This window comes from Oceanisphaera profunda, from assembly GCF_002157895.1.
GTDB lineage: Bacteria > Pseudomonadota > Gammaproteobacteria > Enterobacterales > Aeromonadaceae > Oceanimonas > Oceanimonas profunda.
On the sequence record NZ_CP021377.1, the window covers coordinates 3,140,012 to 3,152,299 of the forward strand.

Annotated in this window: 15 protein-coding genes and 1 riboswitch; of the genes, 11 read left to right on the forward strand and 4 right to left on the reverse strand. The window is 50.4% G+C overall.

Translation table 11 applies throughout. The features are described from left to right. The first annotated feature begins 193 nt into the window (after nt 1–193). From CBP31_RS13875 to CBP31_RS13915, 9 genes are all read left to right on the forward strand, one after another. Nucleotides 194–1,576 (forward strand): sigma-54-dependent transcriptional regulator, encoded by a 1,383-nt coding sequence (locus CBP31_RS13875; protein WP_087038259.1) that lies wholly within the window; start codon nt 194–196, stop codon nt 1,574–1,576. Further along, nucleotides 1,569–1,946: an Hpt domain-containing protein gene (locus tag CBP31_RS13880; RefSeq protein ID WP_087038260.1), complete on the forward strand. Its 378-nt coding sequence runs from the start codon at nt 1,569–1,571 to the stop codon at nt 1,944–1,946. The genes CBP31_RS13875 and CBP31_RS13880 overlap by 8 nt, the downstream gene beginning before the upstream one ends. A gap of 385 nt (nt 1,947–2,331) precedes the next feature. Continuing rightward, nucleotides 2,332–2,480, forward strand: a riboswitch (molybdenum cofactor riboswitch). After that, on the forward strand, nt 2,469–3,449 hold the full coding sequence (gene moaA / locus CBP31_RS13885) for a GTP 3',8-cyclase MoaA (protein ID WP_087038261.1): 981 nt from the start codon (nt 2,469–2,471) through the stop codon (nt 3,447–3,449). (Overlaps the previous riboswitch by 12 nt.) A gap of 508 nt (nt 3,450–3,957) precedes the next feature. Further along, a complete protein-coding gene (gene moaB, locus CBP31_RS13890; RefSeq protein WP_087038262.1) occupies nt 3,958–4,476 on the forward strand; it encodes a molybdenum cofactor biosynthesis protein B in 519 nt (172 codons plus the stop codon). Nucleotides 4,477–4,480: 4 nt separating this feature from the next. Further along, nucleotides 4,481–4,966, forward strand: a complete 486-nt coding sequence (moaC, locus tag CBP31_RS13895) for a cyclic pyranopterin monophosphate synthase MoaC (RefSeq protein WP_087038263.1) — start codon at nt 4,481–4,483, stop codon at nt 4,964–4,966. Beyond that, nucleotides 4,963–5,211, forward strand: coding sequence for a molybdopterin synthase sulfur carrier subunit (moaD, locus tag CBP31_RS13900; RefSeq protein ID WP_087038264.1), 249 nt, complete (start codon nt 4,963–4,965; stop codon nt 5,209–5,211). The genes moaC and moaD overlap by 4 nt, the downstream gene beginning before the upstream one ends. A gap of 1 nt (nt 5,212) precedes the next feature. Continuing rightward, nucleotides 5,213–5,686: a molybdopterin synthase catalytic subunit MoaE gene (moaE, locus tag CBP31_RS13905; RefSeq protein WP_087038265.1), complete on the forward strand. Its 474-nt coding sequence runs from the start codon at nt 5,213–5,215 to the stop codon at nt 5,684–5,686. Between the two features lie 167 nt (nt 5,687–5,853). After that, a complete protein-coding gene (locus CBP31_RS13910; RefSeq protein ID WP_087038266.1) occupies nt 5,854–6,666 on the forward strand; it encodes a MetQ/NlpA family ABC transporter substrate-binding protein in 813 nt (270 codons plus the stop codon). A 2-nt stretch (nt 6,667–6,668) separates the two neighbouring features. Further along, nucleotides 6,669–7,556 carry an alpha/beta fold hydrolase gene (locus CBP31_RS13915; RefSeq protein WP_227875043.1) on the forward strand — a complete coding sequence of 296 codons (888 nt, stop codon included), beginning with the start codon at nt 6,669–6,671 and terminating at the stop codon, nt 7,554–7,556. A gap of 210 nt (nt 7,557–7,766) precedes the next feature. Here the strand turns inward: CBP31_RS13915 and CBP31_RS13920 are convergent, their stop codons facing one another. Next, nucleotides 7,767–8,027, reverse strand: a complete 261-nt coding sequence (locus tag CBP31_RS13920) for a DUF1289 domain-containing protein (RefSeq protein WP_087038267.1) — start codon at nt 8,025–8,027, stop codon at nt 7,767–7,769. Between the two features lie 214 nt (nt 8,028–8,241). Between CBP31_RS13920 and ald the strand changes: the two genes are divergently transcribed. Continuing rightward, complete coding sequence (gene ald / locus CBP31_RS13925; RefSeq protein ID WP_087038268.1) at nt 8,242–9,363, forward strand: alanine dehydrogenase; 1,122 nt, start codon at nt 8,242–8,244, stop codon at nt 9,361–9,363. A gap of 118 nt (nt 9,364–9,481) precedes the next feature. On the opposite strand, the gene CBP31_RS13930 is transcribed toward ald, so the two are convergent. From CBP31_RS13930 to CBP31_RS13940, 3 genes are read right to left on the reverse strand one after another with little or no spacing between them, the layout of a single operon-like run. After that, a complete protein-coding gene (locus CBP31_RS13930) occupies nt 9,482–9,718 on the reverse strand; it encodes a hypothetical protein (RefSeq protein ID WP_087038269.1) in 237 nt (78 codons plus the stop codon). A gap of 3 nt (nt 9,719–9,721) precedes the next feature. Further along, nucleotides 9,722–10,438 (reverse strand): M15 family metallopeptidase, encoded by a 717-nt coding sequence (locus tag CBP31_RS13935; RefSeq protein WP_087038270.1) that lies wholly within the window; start codon nt 10,436–10,438, stop codon nt 9,722–9,724. Nucleotides 10,439–10,472: 34 nt separating this feature from the next. After that, entirely contained in the window at nt 10,473–10,823 is a 351-nt protein-coding gene (locus tag CBP31_RS13940; protein ID WP_087038271.1) for an ArsC family reductase, read from the reverse strand. Between the two features lie 306 nt (nt 10,824–11,129). Here CBP31_RS13940 and CBP31_RS13945 point away from each other — a divergent pair, with 306 nt between their 5' ends. Further along, nucleotides 11,130–12,236: a GGDEF domain-containing protein gene (locus CBP31_RS13945; protein WP_087038272.1), complete on the forward strand. Its 1,107-nt coding sequence runs from the start codon at nt 11,130–11,132 to the stop codon at nt 12,234–12,236. The last annotated feature ends 52 nt before the right edge of the window (nt 12,237–12,288 follow it).

Genomic DNA, 12,288 nt, shown 5'->3' on the forward strand with positions numbered 1-12,288 from the left:
TACATTAAACAGATAGAAAAACTGAACCTAGCGTCAAACTAAACATCACAAACGAGTAGCAGGCGTTATAAAATGGGTAGCAAATGAGTCACACCCTGTGTTGAAGTGATGTTAGCACCGAGTTAATTTACTGCAAGTAATTTTTCTTAGATGTGTGAAAATAACAACTGAATGGTAAAGGTGAGAATTTAAGATGGGTGATAAAAGGCTAAATGTATTACTGGTAGAGGATACGGCGTCGTTGGCTGCGCTTTACCAAGCCTATCTGCAAGATGAGCCGCTGTCGCTAACGGTGGTGAATAATGGCCAAGCGGCCATTGAGCATATTCAGCAGCATGCGCCGGATATTTTATTGCTGGATTTGATCCTGCCAGATATGCCGGGCATGGACATATTGCAATGGTTGCACCGCGAAAAATTAAATATCACCACCATAGTGATCACCGCTCATGGCTCGGTAGATGTGGCCGTAGAAGCGATGCGCTTGGGCGCCCATGATTTTATTAATAAACCGATCGAACTTGAGCGCTTGAAAGTCACCCTGCATAACACCATGAAGTTTCGCCAGCTCAATCAGCTGCTCGACAGCTATCGTCACGACATTGAAGGCGAACCGTTTCAAGGCTTTATTGGTGCTAGCTTGCCGATGCAAAAAGTCTATCGCTTGATTGAGAATGCGGCACCCAGCAGCGCGACCGTATTTATCACAGGTGAAAGTGGCACCGGTAAGGAAGTGTGCGCCGAAGCGCTGCACGAGCGTAGCGGTCGGCCGGATGGGCCTTTTATTGCCCTTAACTGCGCAGCCATTCCAAAAGATTTGATGGAAAGCGAGCTGTTTGGCCATATTAAAGGTGCCTTTACCGGCGCATTACAAGACCGTGACGGTGCTGTGATCCGCGCCGATGGCGGTACCTTGTTTATGGATGAAATTTGCGAAATGGACTTGGAGCTGCAAAGTAAATTATTGCGCTTCTTGCAATCGGGGCAAATTCAGCCGGTGGGCAGCTCTCAGCAGATCCAAGTGGATGTGCGCATTATTTGTGCCACCAACCGTGACCCCTTAGTAGAAGTGGAGCAAGGGCGGTTTCGTGAAGACTTGTATTATCGCCTGCACGTGATCCCCATTAACTTGCCACCATTGCGGGAGCGGGGTGCCGACGTATTGAGCATTGCCACGGCGTTAGTGCGCCAAGCCGCGCGCGAAGAGGGCAAGTCGTTTGTGGGCTTATCGGAAGCCACCAAAGACCGTTTGCAGGCGTATCATTGGCCGGGCAACGTGCGCCAATTGCAAAACGTGATCCGCAATGCGGTGGTGTTGCATCAAGGGGAATGGATAGAGCTGGACATGCTACCGGCACCACTAGACCAGCCCGTGGCCCACAATACCGCAGGTGAATGGGTGTCCCAAGATACCTTGCCCGCGCCCATAGTGCCGTTGGCCGTATTGGAACGTAAGGCGATAGAAAGAGCCATTAGCCATTGTCAGGGCAATGTGTCCCGAGCTGCAGCGCTGCTGGAAGTGAGTCCTTCTACTATCTACCGTAAGTTACAAGGCTGGGATAATAGCCATGCTTGATTGGTATAGTCTGCAAGGTCAATTACCGCTGCTGGATGACGATCACCTAAGCCGCATGGAGCAAGATCTGAGCGCGCCTGTGGTGGCGCGCTTGCTGGGTTTGTTTCTTGAAGATGGCCGCACCCAAGGCGAAGCACTGCGCCAAGCCTTTATCGCACAAGATGTGCAGAAAATGGCGCGTTGGTGCCACAGCCTTACCTCGGCGTGCGGCAGTTATGGCGCCTTACGCTGCCAGTATCTAAGCGAAAAGTTAGAGCAAAGCTGCCAGCAGGGCGATGCGGATTTGGTGGCGGCGCAATATACGGCTTGGCAAGCGGCACTGGATGCTACTTTGCAGATCCTAGCTGCGCAGCTAAATGAGACGCGTTAGCAATTGAAGTTAAAAAAATGGCCAACCCAAGCAGGTTGGCCGAACTTCAGCCTAAGCTGAAGAGAGCACGGGATAAAAACAACTGTCCTCCTATATGAAATATCCGTGCCAACTTGCAAAAGCCAGTGTTTACTCGCTTTGGCGATGGTAAGGAGATAATATGCAGCTGCATAATGCGAAATATCCTCGTTATGCGAAGCCTTTTATTGTTGTTTATGGAAGAAAGCCGTGAGCAGATGTGGCGGAGATCCCAGAGTTGCTGCGGGGTTTAAGTTTATCTTGATCTAAAGCTAACTTTGTCTTTAAGGTGAAGAGTAGAAAAACAAAACTAGCTCACGCAAAAAAGTGTCGAAAGCTAGTTTTAAAAAAACAGTGTCAAAAAAGACAATCTTAAAAACTCCGAGTCTGAACCGTCTACGTTGCCATGTTACACAATGGCAATAGGGTGGCCAGACCGCTCAGCCAAGTGCTGTAAGGGTTGGGGGAGAAATGCCCCAGCCTCCCGTATTGGAAAGGTGTTTTATGTTGAAATTAGAAGATGCGTTCGCGCGCAAGTTTCAGTATCTGCGATTATCGATCACGGATGTCTGTAACTTTAAATGTCAGTATTGTTTGCCCGATGGTTATAAACCGGAGGGCCGAAAATCCTTCCTCACTGTGGCAGAAATTGCCCGTCTTACCCGTGCTTTTGCCGCTATGGGCACCAGCAAGGTGCGCCTCACTGGCGGTGAGCCCTCATTACGCAAAGATTTTACTCAGATTATCGAAACCGTTGCCAATACCCCAGGTATTGAAAAAGTGGCCATGACCACCAACGGTTATCGTATGGCCAAATTTGCGAAAGAGTGGCGCCAAGCGGGGCTAACTGCCATCAACGTCAGCGTGGACAGCTTAGATCCGCGCATGTTTCACCAGATCACCGGTCAAAATCGCTTTCATGAAGTAATGGCCGGCATAGATGCCGCCGTGGAGGCGGGATTTACTCAAGTGAAGGTGAATGCCGTGCTGATGCGCGGCCTCAATGACGGCGATTTAGGCCAGTTTTTGGGCTGGATCAAACACAATCCCATTCAATTACGCTTTATTGAGTTGATGAAAACCGGCGAGATGGACGAGCTGTTTGACCGCCATCACGTGCGCGGTGCTGTGATCAAAGCACAACTACTGCAACAAGGTTGGCAGCAAAAAATAAGGGCCTTTAACGATGGCCCCGCTGAGGTGTTTTGTCATCCGGATTATCAAGGCGAAATCGGCCTGATCATGCCTTATAGCAAAGACTTTTGTGCCAGCTGCAATCGGTTAAGGGTTTCGTCGTTAGGCAAGCTACACCTGTGCTTATTTGGTGACTACGGCGTGGACTTGCGTGACTTGCTGACAGACGACAGCCAAATTGCCAGCTTGCAACAGCGCTTGAGTGACGCCTTAGTCGATAAAAAAGCCACCCACTTTCTGCACGAAGGCCACAGCGGCATGACGCCAAACTTGGCGTCGATTGGGGGGTAAGGGCTTGGAGCAATGTTGAATGAAGGGCTAACGGAGCGCCGAGCTAACAACAAGCAGCGTCTTTGGTAGAGGCCGCTTTAGCTGGCCGGTTTTGTACAGCAAAACTTAAACTTCGGCGGCCCAGCGTAGCTGGATGAATTTAGAGATTTACTTAGCCGTCTTACCGGGCCTGCCCCGGTATCTCGTTCTTCGATTTAAAGAAAAAAGCGAGATCCTGACTTGCGTCAGGAAGACGGCTTGAAAGAAGGTTTAAGCTGTAAGGCCAGCGTAGCTGGATGAGTTTAGAGATTTACTTAGCCGTCTTACCGGGCCTGCCCCGGTATCTCGTTCTTAGATTTAAAGAAAAAAGCGAGATCCTGACTTGCGTCAGGAAGACGGCTTGAAAGAAGGTTTAAGCTGTAAGGCCAGCATAACTGGATTATTTTAAATATTTCCGTTTGATGCCTTCTTTTGTGCGCTCTGCGCTGTACTGTACTTAAATAAATAATAATAAATAAGTGAGGATGTAATGAGTCATGCCGACTTGGCCTTTGTGCCGCTAAAAATTGCCGTGTTAACCGTATCGGATACCCGTGATGAAAGCACAGATACCTCGGGCCAGTATTTGGTGCAGGCCATTACAGAAGCGGGTCATCAGTTGGCCGATAAAGCCATTCTCAAAGACGATAAATATCAGCTGCGCGCGCGCGTATCCAGCTGGATAGCCAGCTCAGAAGTACAAGTGGTGTTGATCACCGGCGGCACCGGCTTTACCGGTCGCGACACCACGCCTGAGGCGATAGCGCCGTTACTTGATAGCCAGATTGATGGCTTTGGTGAATTGTTTCGTCACCTCACCTATCAAGAGCTGGGCACTTCCACCGTACAAAGCCGTGCCTTGGGCGGCTTGGCCAATCGTACCGCCATTTTTTGCCTGCCAGGCTCTACCGGTGCTTGCCGTACTGGCTGGACCGGCATTTTAGCCGAGCAGTTGGACTCCCGTCATAAACCCTGCAACTTTGTGCAGCACCTTATTGAAGTAGAGTAACCGCATGAGTGAAATTAGTAGCGAATTAACGCACATTAATGCCTCAGGCGAGGCCAATATGGTGGATGTGAGCGACAAGGCGGTAACCGTGCGTGAAGCCCGTGCCGAAGCTTGGGTCTTGATGGCAGAGGAAACGTTAGCCTTGATCGTGAATGGTCAGCACCATAAAGGCGATGTGTTTGCCACCGCGCGCATTGCCGGCATTATGGCGGCCAAAAAAACCGCCGAGCTTATTCCGCTTTGTCATCCGCTAGCCTTGTCTAAGGTTGAAGTGCAGCTCACCCCTAATGCCGAACGCGGCGGCGTGCACATTCAAAGCTATTGCAAGTTAGCCGGTCAAACTGGTGTAGAAATGGAAGCACTCACCGCCGCCTCTATCGCGGCCTTGACCATTTATGACATGTGCAAGGCGGTGCAAAAAGACATGATTATCGATGGCGTTCGCCTGTTAGAAAAGCGCGGCGGCAAGTCAGGAGATTTTAACGCATGAGTATTCAGGTATTATTTTTTGCCAAAATACGCGAGCAATTAGGCCAAGAGCAAATCACGGTGGCGGAAGACTTTGCGACTGTGGAAGCACTGCGTCTGCATTTAACGGCCCAAGGTGAGCCTTGGACCAGTGCCCTGGCGGTGAATAAGCTATTGGTGGGCGTTAATCACACCATAGTGCCGCTGAGCAGCGCCATTAAAGCCGGAGACGAAGTCGCCTTTTTCCCGCCGGTCACTGGGGGCTAATATGAGCCAGACTCAAGTTCAGGTGCAAACTCAAGTTCAGGTGCAAACCGCAGACTTTGATATGGCCGCGGAATACGCTGCCTTAAGTGAGTCGCATCAAACCGGTGCCGTAGTGACCTTTGTCGGTAAGGTGCGTGAGATGAACGAGGGCGCGCGGGTGAGCGGCTTGACGCTGGAGCATTATCCGGGCATGACCGAAAAGGCGCTGCAGGGCATTGTTGAACAAGCCCAAGCGCGCTGGCCATTATTAGGCTGCAAAGTTATCCACCGCGTAGGAGCGTTAGCGCTGGGCGAGCAAATTGTGTTTGTCGGCGTGGCCAGCCAACACAGGGACGCCGCCTTCGCTGCTTGCCAGTTCATGATGGATTACTTAAAAACCCAAGCGCCATTTTGGAAAAAAGAACAAACCACCCAAGGTGCTGTTTGGGTTGAAGCCAAAGACAGCGATACCCAAGCTGCAAAAATTTGGGATTAACGATAGCGCGGAGCGCTAAGCACCAAGCTAAACAAAACGGGTGCTTATCTTTATGCCGTCTTCCGGTTGCACGTCAGGATCTCGTTTTAGTTTTTAGTTTTTAGTTTTTTAGCTAGGCGCTTGGTGCTGGGTGTCTGGCGCTGCTTTCTCTATTTTAAGGACTCATCATGTCTTCATCTCTATTTCGTGGTTCGCTATTGGCGTTTGCCTTGGCGGCATTTTCTGGATCTGTGCTGGCGATTGATGCGGACAAAAAAGAAATTGTGATTGGCACCACAGTGGGCGATTTTGCCGATATGGTCACCGAGTCGGTAAAGCCTTATTTAGAACAGCAAGGTTATAAAGTGAAGCTGGTGGAGTTTACCGACTATGTGATGCCCAATATTGCCTTGGCCGAAGGCTCCATAGATGTGAACTGCTTTCAGCACCAGCCTTACCTTGAGAGCTTTATTACAGACCGCAAGCTGGAGTTAAGCCCTATAACTCAAGTGCCCACTGGGCCCATGGGTGTGTACGCTGGAAAGCAGCAAGCACTTGAGCAAGTAAAGTCTGGCAGTACAGTGGCTATTCCCAACGACCCCAGTAATCAGGCCCGCGCGCTGTTAATGCTGGCAGATCTAGGTTGGATCACTTTAAAGGCCGACATTGACCCGTTAAAGGCCAGCGAATTTGATATTGCCGAAAATAATAAAGGCATTAAGTTGCTGATGTTGGAAGCGGCACAGCTGCCGCGAGCCCGCGCTGACGTGGATTTTGCGGTGATCAATGGTAACTATGCGGCCTCAAGCGGCATTGCCTTCACCGACGGCCTATTTTTAGAGCGCAGTTATGACTTTATTAACTGGGTAGTGGTGCGCAGCGCTGACCAAGACGCGCCCTTTGTACAAGACGTAATTAACGCCTATAACTCCACGGCTTTTAAAGACTACGCAGTTAAGCGCTTCGAGGGCTATAAATACCCTGAATCTTGGAAACCTTAGCTGTGACTGTTCATTATAAAAATTGGCAGTTTACTCATCATGGCCGCCAATTAGCGGTGATGGAGTGGGGGCCAGCAGATGGGGTGCCGGTAGTGGCATTACACGGTTGGCTGGATAATGCGGCCAGCTTTAGCTTGCTTGCTGAGAATTTACCTGAACTTCGCATTATCGCCTTAGATTTTGCGGGGCACGGTTTTTCCGATCACTTGAGCGGCGGCCAGAGTTACTACAGCTGGGATCATGTGGCAGATGTGTATGCGCTGCTGGATGAACTAAAGCTTAAACAAGTGTCCTTGCTCGGTCATTCATTGGGTGCCGGCGTGGCGACCCTGTTAGCCGGTGCCTTTCCTGAGCGCATTAGTCAGCTGTTTTTAATTGATGGTTTAGTGCCCTTAACCTATCCCGTTGAAGAATTGCCGCAATTAATGGCCAAAGCCGTGCGTCGCGGTGCGCGCTTAAGTTCGCGACGTCTTAAGCCTTATGCCAGCTTTGAGCAAGCGGTGGCGGCACGGGTGAACAGCCGTTGGCCGGTAAGTGAAAGTGCCGCCATCGCATTATTGGAGCGCGGTTTACAGCAAACAGAGCAGGGCTGGGTGTGGCGTTCCGATATGGCGCTAACGCAACCGTCTTTACTGCGCATGTGTGAGTCGCAATTACAGGCATTTGTACAGCAACTGAGTATGCCGGTATTGTTGGTGATGGCCGAGCGCGGCGAAGAGTTGGTACTGATTGAACCCATGCTAGAACAGGTGTCTGATTTAACTTTGCACACATTAAAGGGCAGTCATCATCTGCATTTAGAAGCCGAGCCCGCCAAGTTGATTAGCGAGTTAATGCGCGAGCGGCTAACTGCAATGTTGAATGAAGGGCGAAAAAAAGATCACTTGTAGCCGGCACTTTTGTGTACCTGTAGCCGGCCGTCTCTTTGATAAAGAGGACTTCGCCGGGCCAGCGTAGCTGGCGGATTTAAAACCAAAGCAAACCGAGCCGAATAAATTGGCTCCTACAAGGGAAAACCAACAAAATCCGTGGCTAATACCCTTTACCTACAACAGGGCCACACAACAAAAACGTTACAAAAGATGAGATAAGCAGCAGGCTTAAAGCGGCAGTGACTCTTGTGGTGGGGTTTGTTCGTCGTCAAACGCCAGCTCCAGCTGTTTTTTACGGGCCGCCGCCAGCACGCGTCGTTTGCGGTCTTGGCATAAGCGGATCACTTCACGCTTTTGGCCCGCACTAAATTTTAGCCAATTAAAGCGCTCATCTCGGCTGCGAAAGCAGCCTTTGCAATAGCCTCTATTATTCACCTGACACACACTAATACAGGGGCTAGGGACGTCAAAGAACTCCAGTTGTTCCATATTGCTCCCTCCCTGTGCCAGTTAAATAAATCATAAGCTAAATTGAGCATATTTCTGCCACGCCAGCAACGCTAAGCCAGCATACTCTTGAGCTTTATCACACGTGCACGCCACATTACCCCGCACTTAAAGGAGGCCAGACGCATTAAGGCAGCTGCTTTGTGCCTGTGCTGCGCTATAATGGCGCCATTCAGATATGCTCACAGAGGCAAAGATGTTCATCGGGGTTCCACGAGAAATTAAAAATCATGAATATCGGGTAGGACTCACACCCGGTGGCGTAAAAGAGTTGGTGCTCGATGGGCATCAGGTATGGGTGGAGTGCGGTGCTGGCGCAGGCATTGGCTTAGCGGATGCAGAGTATGTCACTGCGGGGGCCAAGCTGGTGGCAGATGCCCGTGAGATTTACGCCAAATGCGACTTGATCATCAAGGTTAAAGAGCCCCAGTCTCACGAATGCCAACAACTGAGAGCCGGGCAGGTATTGTTTACTTACCTACATTTGGCGCCAGATTTAGCGCAAACTCAGAGCTTACTGGCCTCAGGTTGCACGGCCATTGCTTATGAAACGGTGACTGACCATAAAGGCGGGTTACCTTTATTAGCGCCGATGAGCGAAGTGGCGGGGCGTATGGCTATTCAAGCGGGTGCCCATTGTCTGGAAAAAGCCCAAGGCGGGCGTGGTGTCTTGCTCGGTGGCGTGCCCGGTGTATCTCCGGCGCGGGTATTAGTGCTGGGCGGCGGTGTAGTTGGCGTGAACGCGGCGCGGATGGCCATGGGCTTAGGGGCAGATGTGACCTTAGTAGACTCGTCACTGACGCGCTTAAAAGAATTGGATGCCCTTTATGGGCCCAATCTTAAAACCTTGTATTCGACCGTGGATAACATAGAGCGTGAGTTATCACGCAGCGAGCTGGTGATTGGCGCTGTGTTGATCCCCGGTGCTGCCGCACCAAAGTTAGTGACCAAGCAGATGCTGGCATTAATGCCAAAAGGCGCGGTTATGGTGGATGTGGCCATCGACCAAGGTGGCTGTTTTGAAACCAGTCGCGTAACCACCCATCAAGACCCCACCTATGTTGTGGACGGCGTGGTGCATTATTGTGTGGCGAATATGCCAGGCGCCGTGGCGTATACGTCTACCTTTGCGCTGACTAACGCCACCTTACCTTACGTTAAGGCCTTGGCTAATTTGGGTTGGCAACAAGCCTTGCGCCAAGATGCGCACTTGGCTCAAGGGCTAAATGTACATCAAGGCTTAGTGATTTGTCCTGCAGTTGCTGAGGCGCATCATTTAGACCTTACCCCGTTACAAATGGTATTGGCGGCGGGATAGTACGTTATTAAGTGACACATGCGCAGCACGGCATGTTAAAGGCCATTGCTGCGCTGTACCGCCGAAACCCTCTGTTTAACAAAATTGGTGTCTACAGTTGCAGTATCGCTCGGCGCTGTTACTGCTTTTTATCTTGATCGTCTTCTGGGTGGTATTCACCAGGAGGGGCGGGCGGTACTCCCCAGTTTTCTTCTTTGGCTTTGTCTTTTTTCTCTTCTTGATCCCAATCTTTTAACTGCATTTTATCGCGGTTTTTCTTTACCACGCGTTCAACCTTTTTGGTGTCTTTGAGTGCACTGACAAACAAGCCAACAATAAACAACAGCGGCAGTGCAATCCATAGCCAAGTACTCATAGGTTACTCCTTGGTAGCGGCAATATTAGTGTGGGGAATAATAGGTTTATCAATAGTAGCGTGGCTAATAAAACGGATAAAAATATCGTCCAGTTGCTTAAGGATATGTGCTTTTCCGCTAATTTGCTGACCACTTAGCGCCTCAGCGACGAGAGCAGGCGTTAGCTGACCGGCACACATCTCGGCCACCGGGCGATAACTCAAGTGCCAAGGCTCAATGGCCACGCCGCCATTGGCTTCGGCAAAAGGCAGATAAAAGCCAAAGCGCGCCATATTTGTCTTTAACCACCGGCTGAGCGGATAAAAATAACCGTCCGCTTCATACTCCCAAGGTTCAAGGGCCAGCTTGGTATTGGCAGGCAATAAAGTAGGATCGTATACATCCACATCACTGCCCCAATGGTGGCGGCTGGTGCCGGGCAGGGCGCTCCAATGCAAAATGGCCGCAATGCGCTGGCTGGCCGTTAAGCTTAAAGTGTCGAGCGGCTGGCTGCTGGCGTCTAATACTGGGCGAAGGCCGTCATATTTCGCATTCCAAATGGCCAGTTGCCGCTCAAAGTTGCGATAGCTAGAAGCGGGCTGCAAATTAAAGCCCGCCTGTGCCGCCGCCGCTTGCATGGCCATAAAGGCGACTTTGGCGTCAGGATGTAACCTATGGCCTGGCTCGTTTAACGCCACCACATGGTCGTCATTTAATCCCAGTAGGCTATTGGCTTCCATATCAGGCAAGGCTCCTCGGGTAGGCTGGCGCATTTTACTGCGCAAATAGCTCACGGTATAAGGCGTCATTAAACCCCAGATAAAGCTGGTCGTTTACTTGCAACAACGGGCGCTTGATCATGGCTGGCTGAGCCAACAGTAACTCGAAGGCAGTCTCGGGATTTAAGTTCGCTTTTTGCTGTTCGGTTAAGGCGCGATAAGTGGTGCCTCTTTTATTGAGTACCGCTTCCCAGCCTAATTGGGCGAGCCATTCTTTAAGCTGTGCTGGGTCTAAACCATCACTGCGATGATCGACAAATTGGTAGGCAATCTCGCGTTCAGCTAACCATTTACGGGCTTTTTTGATGGTGTCACAATTTTTAATACCATAGAGCTTGATGGTCAAAGTTCACTCCTGATGCCGTTAAAAAGGGCGAATAATTAAACGAAGCAGACTGTTATGGGCAGCAACTGCGGCAAACAAGCCCGTGCCCAAGAATAATAACATTGCTAACTCAATGATTTTTGAGCATCAGCATTATACACTGACGCACAGCAGAGGTTTTAGCTAATGTTAGCGTTTTTGGTATGATTTGAGCCGCTTCACAGCTAAAGCTGTGTCGCACTTGCTTATTGAAGCCAATTATATCGACGCAGCTGAGCCGTGGGTGAAAGGAATTCACCATCTTACAATTTAAAAAAGGGGAATGAGTTGGAACTGAAAGAATACTGGAGTGATCATTATCACTCTCGGGATTTTAGACTCATCCGGATTGGATTTGTGGCGGTACGCTTTCGCTGGCTGGTCACCTTACTGATTATAGGTATCGCCGGTTGGGTTGCCGTGGATTGGTGGGTATTGGACGCGGCGCATTTTAAGCTGTTGTGGAAGGTGCGCCTGATCACCGGAGCTATGCTCACGCCCTTATTGCCGCTCAGTTATTTGTGCAAACTCAATCGACGTTGGATGGTGCTGTCGCTGTTTGCGCTACTGAGTATTTTGCTGTTCTTTAATGCCGTGAGCTTATGGAGCTTTCGCGATGTGGCCACTATTCCTGCAGGCTACGTCGCTTTTCCGTATTTTCTATTGGCACTATTAGCAGTATTGCCGTTGCCGATTCGCTCCGGCTTACGGGTGGTGGTGTTTATTTTGGCGGCGGTATTGGGCACCGACTACTGGCTCGACTCCCATACCTTGGATAACGGCCAGCTGATAGACAGAGTCTGGCTGCTGTTGTGCTTTAGCTTGGCCATGTTGTGGGTACAAAGCGGGCAGCTGCGCATGTTGCTCGACTTATATCGCGAGTCGACTCGCGATCCGTTAACGCGGTTGATGAACCGGCGGTTATTTATGCAGCAATTAAATGCGGTGCGCCAAGAGAATAAAGCCGGCCAGAGCTTTACCTTAATTTTATTTGATCTCGATAAATTTAAGCGCATCAATGACCAGCATGGGCATTTGATGGGCGATGAAGTACTGGTTAGCGTGTCCACCACCTTAGTCGATATTTTTGGATCCGATGCGCTGATTGCCCGCTACGGCGGCGAAGAATTTGTGGTGTTATTGCCTAATACGGCGCTCGAGCAAGGGGCTCGCCAAGCGGAAACCCTGCGTTTAGCCGTGGAGTCTCAGCCTATCGAAAACCCCTTGGATGAAACCGAGGTGCTGGTGACCTTGAGTGGCGGCGTGGTGAGTGGCGATAAAAATAGCGATGTGACCCAGTTAATTCAATGGGCGGATGAGGCGTTATATAAAGCAAAAAGCCAAGGGCGTAACTGTGTGATAGCACATTCGCCGCACATTTTAGCTGAACTTTAGAATAAGGCACGGATAAGCCAAGGATTAGCGACTCAAGGTGTGGTTTGCTAGG

Coding starts and splice junctions, on each gene's coding strand:
- CBP31_RS13875 (WP_087038259.1), top strand. CDS start 194: ATGGGTGATAAAAGGCTAAATGTATTACTGGTAGAGGATACGGCGTCG.
- CBP31_RS13880 (WP_087038260.1), top strand. CDS start 1,569: ATGCTTGATTGGTATAGTCTGCAAGGTCAATTACCGCTGCTGGATGAC.
- moaA (WP_087038261.1), top strand. CDS start 2,469: ATGTTGAAATTAGAAGATGCGTTCGCGCGCAAGTTTCAGTATCTGCGA.
- moaB (WP_087038262.1), top strand. CDS start 3,958: ATGAGTCATGCCGACTTGGCCTTTGTGCCGCTAAAAATTGCCGTGTTA.
- moaC (WP_087038263.1), top strand. CDS start 4,481: ATGAGTGAAATTAGTAGCGAATTAACGCACATTAATGCCTCAGGCGAG.
- moaD (WP_087038264.1), top strand. CDS start 4,963: ATGAGTATTCAGGTATTATTTTTTGCCAAAATACGCGAGCAATTAGGC.
- moaE (WP_087038265.1), top strand. CDS start 5,213: ATGAGCCAGACTCAAGTTCAGGTGCAAACTCAAGTTCAGGTGCAAACC.
- CBP31_RS13910 (WP_087038266.1), top strand. CDS start 5,854: ATGTCTTCATCTCTATTTCGTGGTTCGCTATTGGCGTTTGCCTTGGCG.
- CBP31_RS13920 (WP_087038267.1), bottom strand. CDS start 8,027: ATGGAACAACTGGAGTTCTTTGACGTCCCTAGCCCCTGTATTAGTGTG.
- ald (WP_087038268.1), top strand. CDS start 8,242: ATGTTCATCGGGGTTCCACGAGAAATTAAAAATCATGAATATCGGGTA.
- CBP31_RS13930 (WP_087038269.1), bottom strand. CDS start 9,718: ATGAGTACTTGGCTATGGATTGCACTGCCGCTGTTGTTTATTGTTGGC.
- CBP31_RS13935 (WP_087038270.1), bottom strand. CDS start 10,438: ATGGAAGCCAATAGCCTACTGGGATTAAATGACGACCATGTGGTGGCG.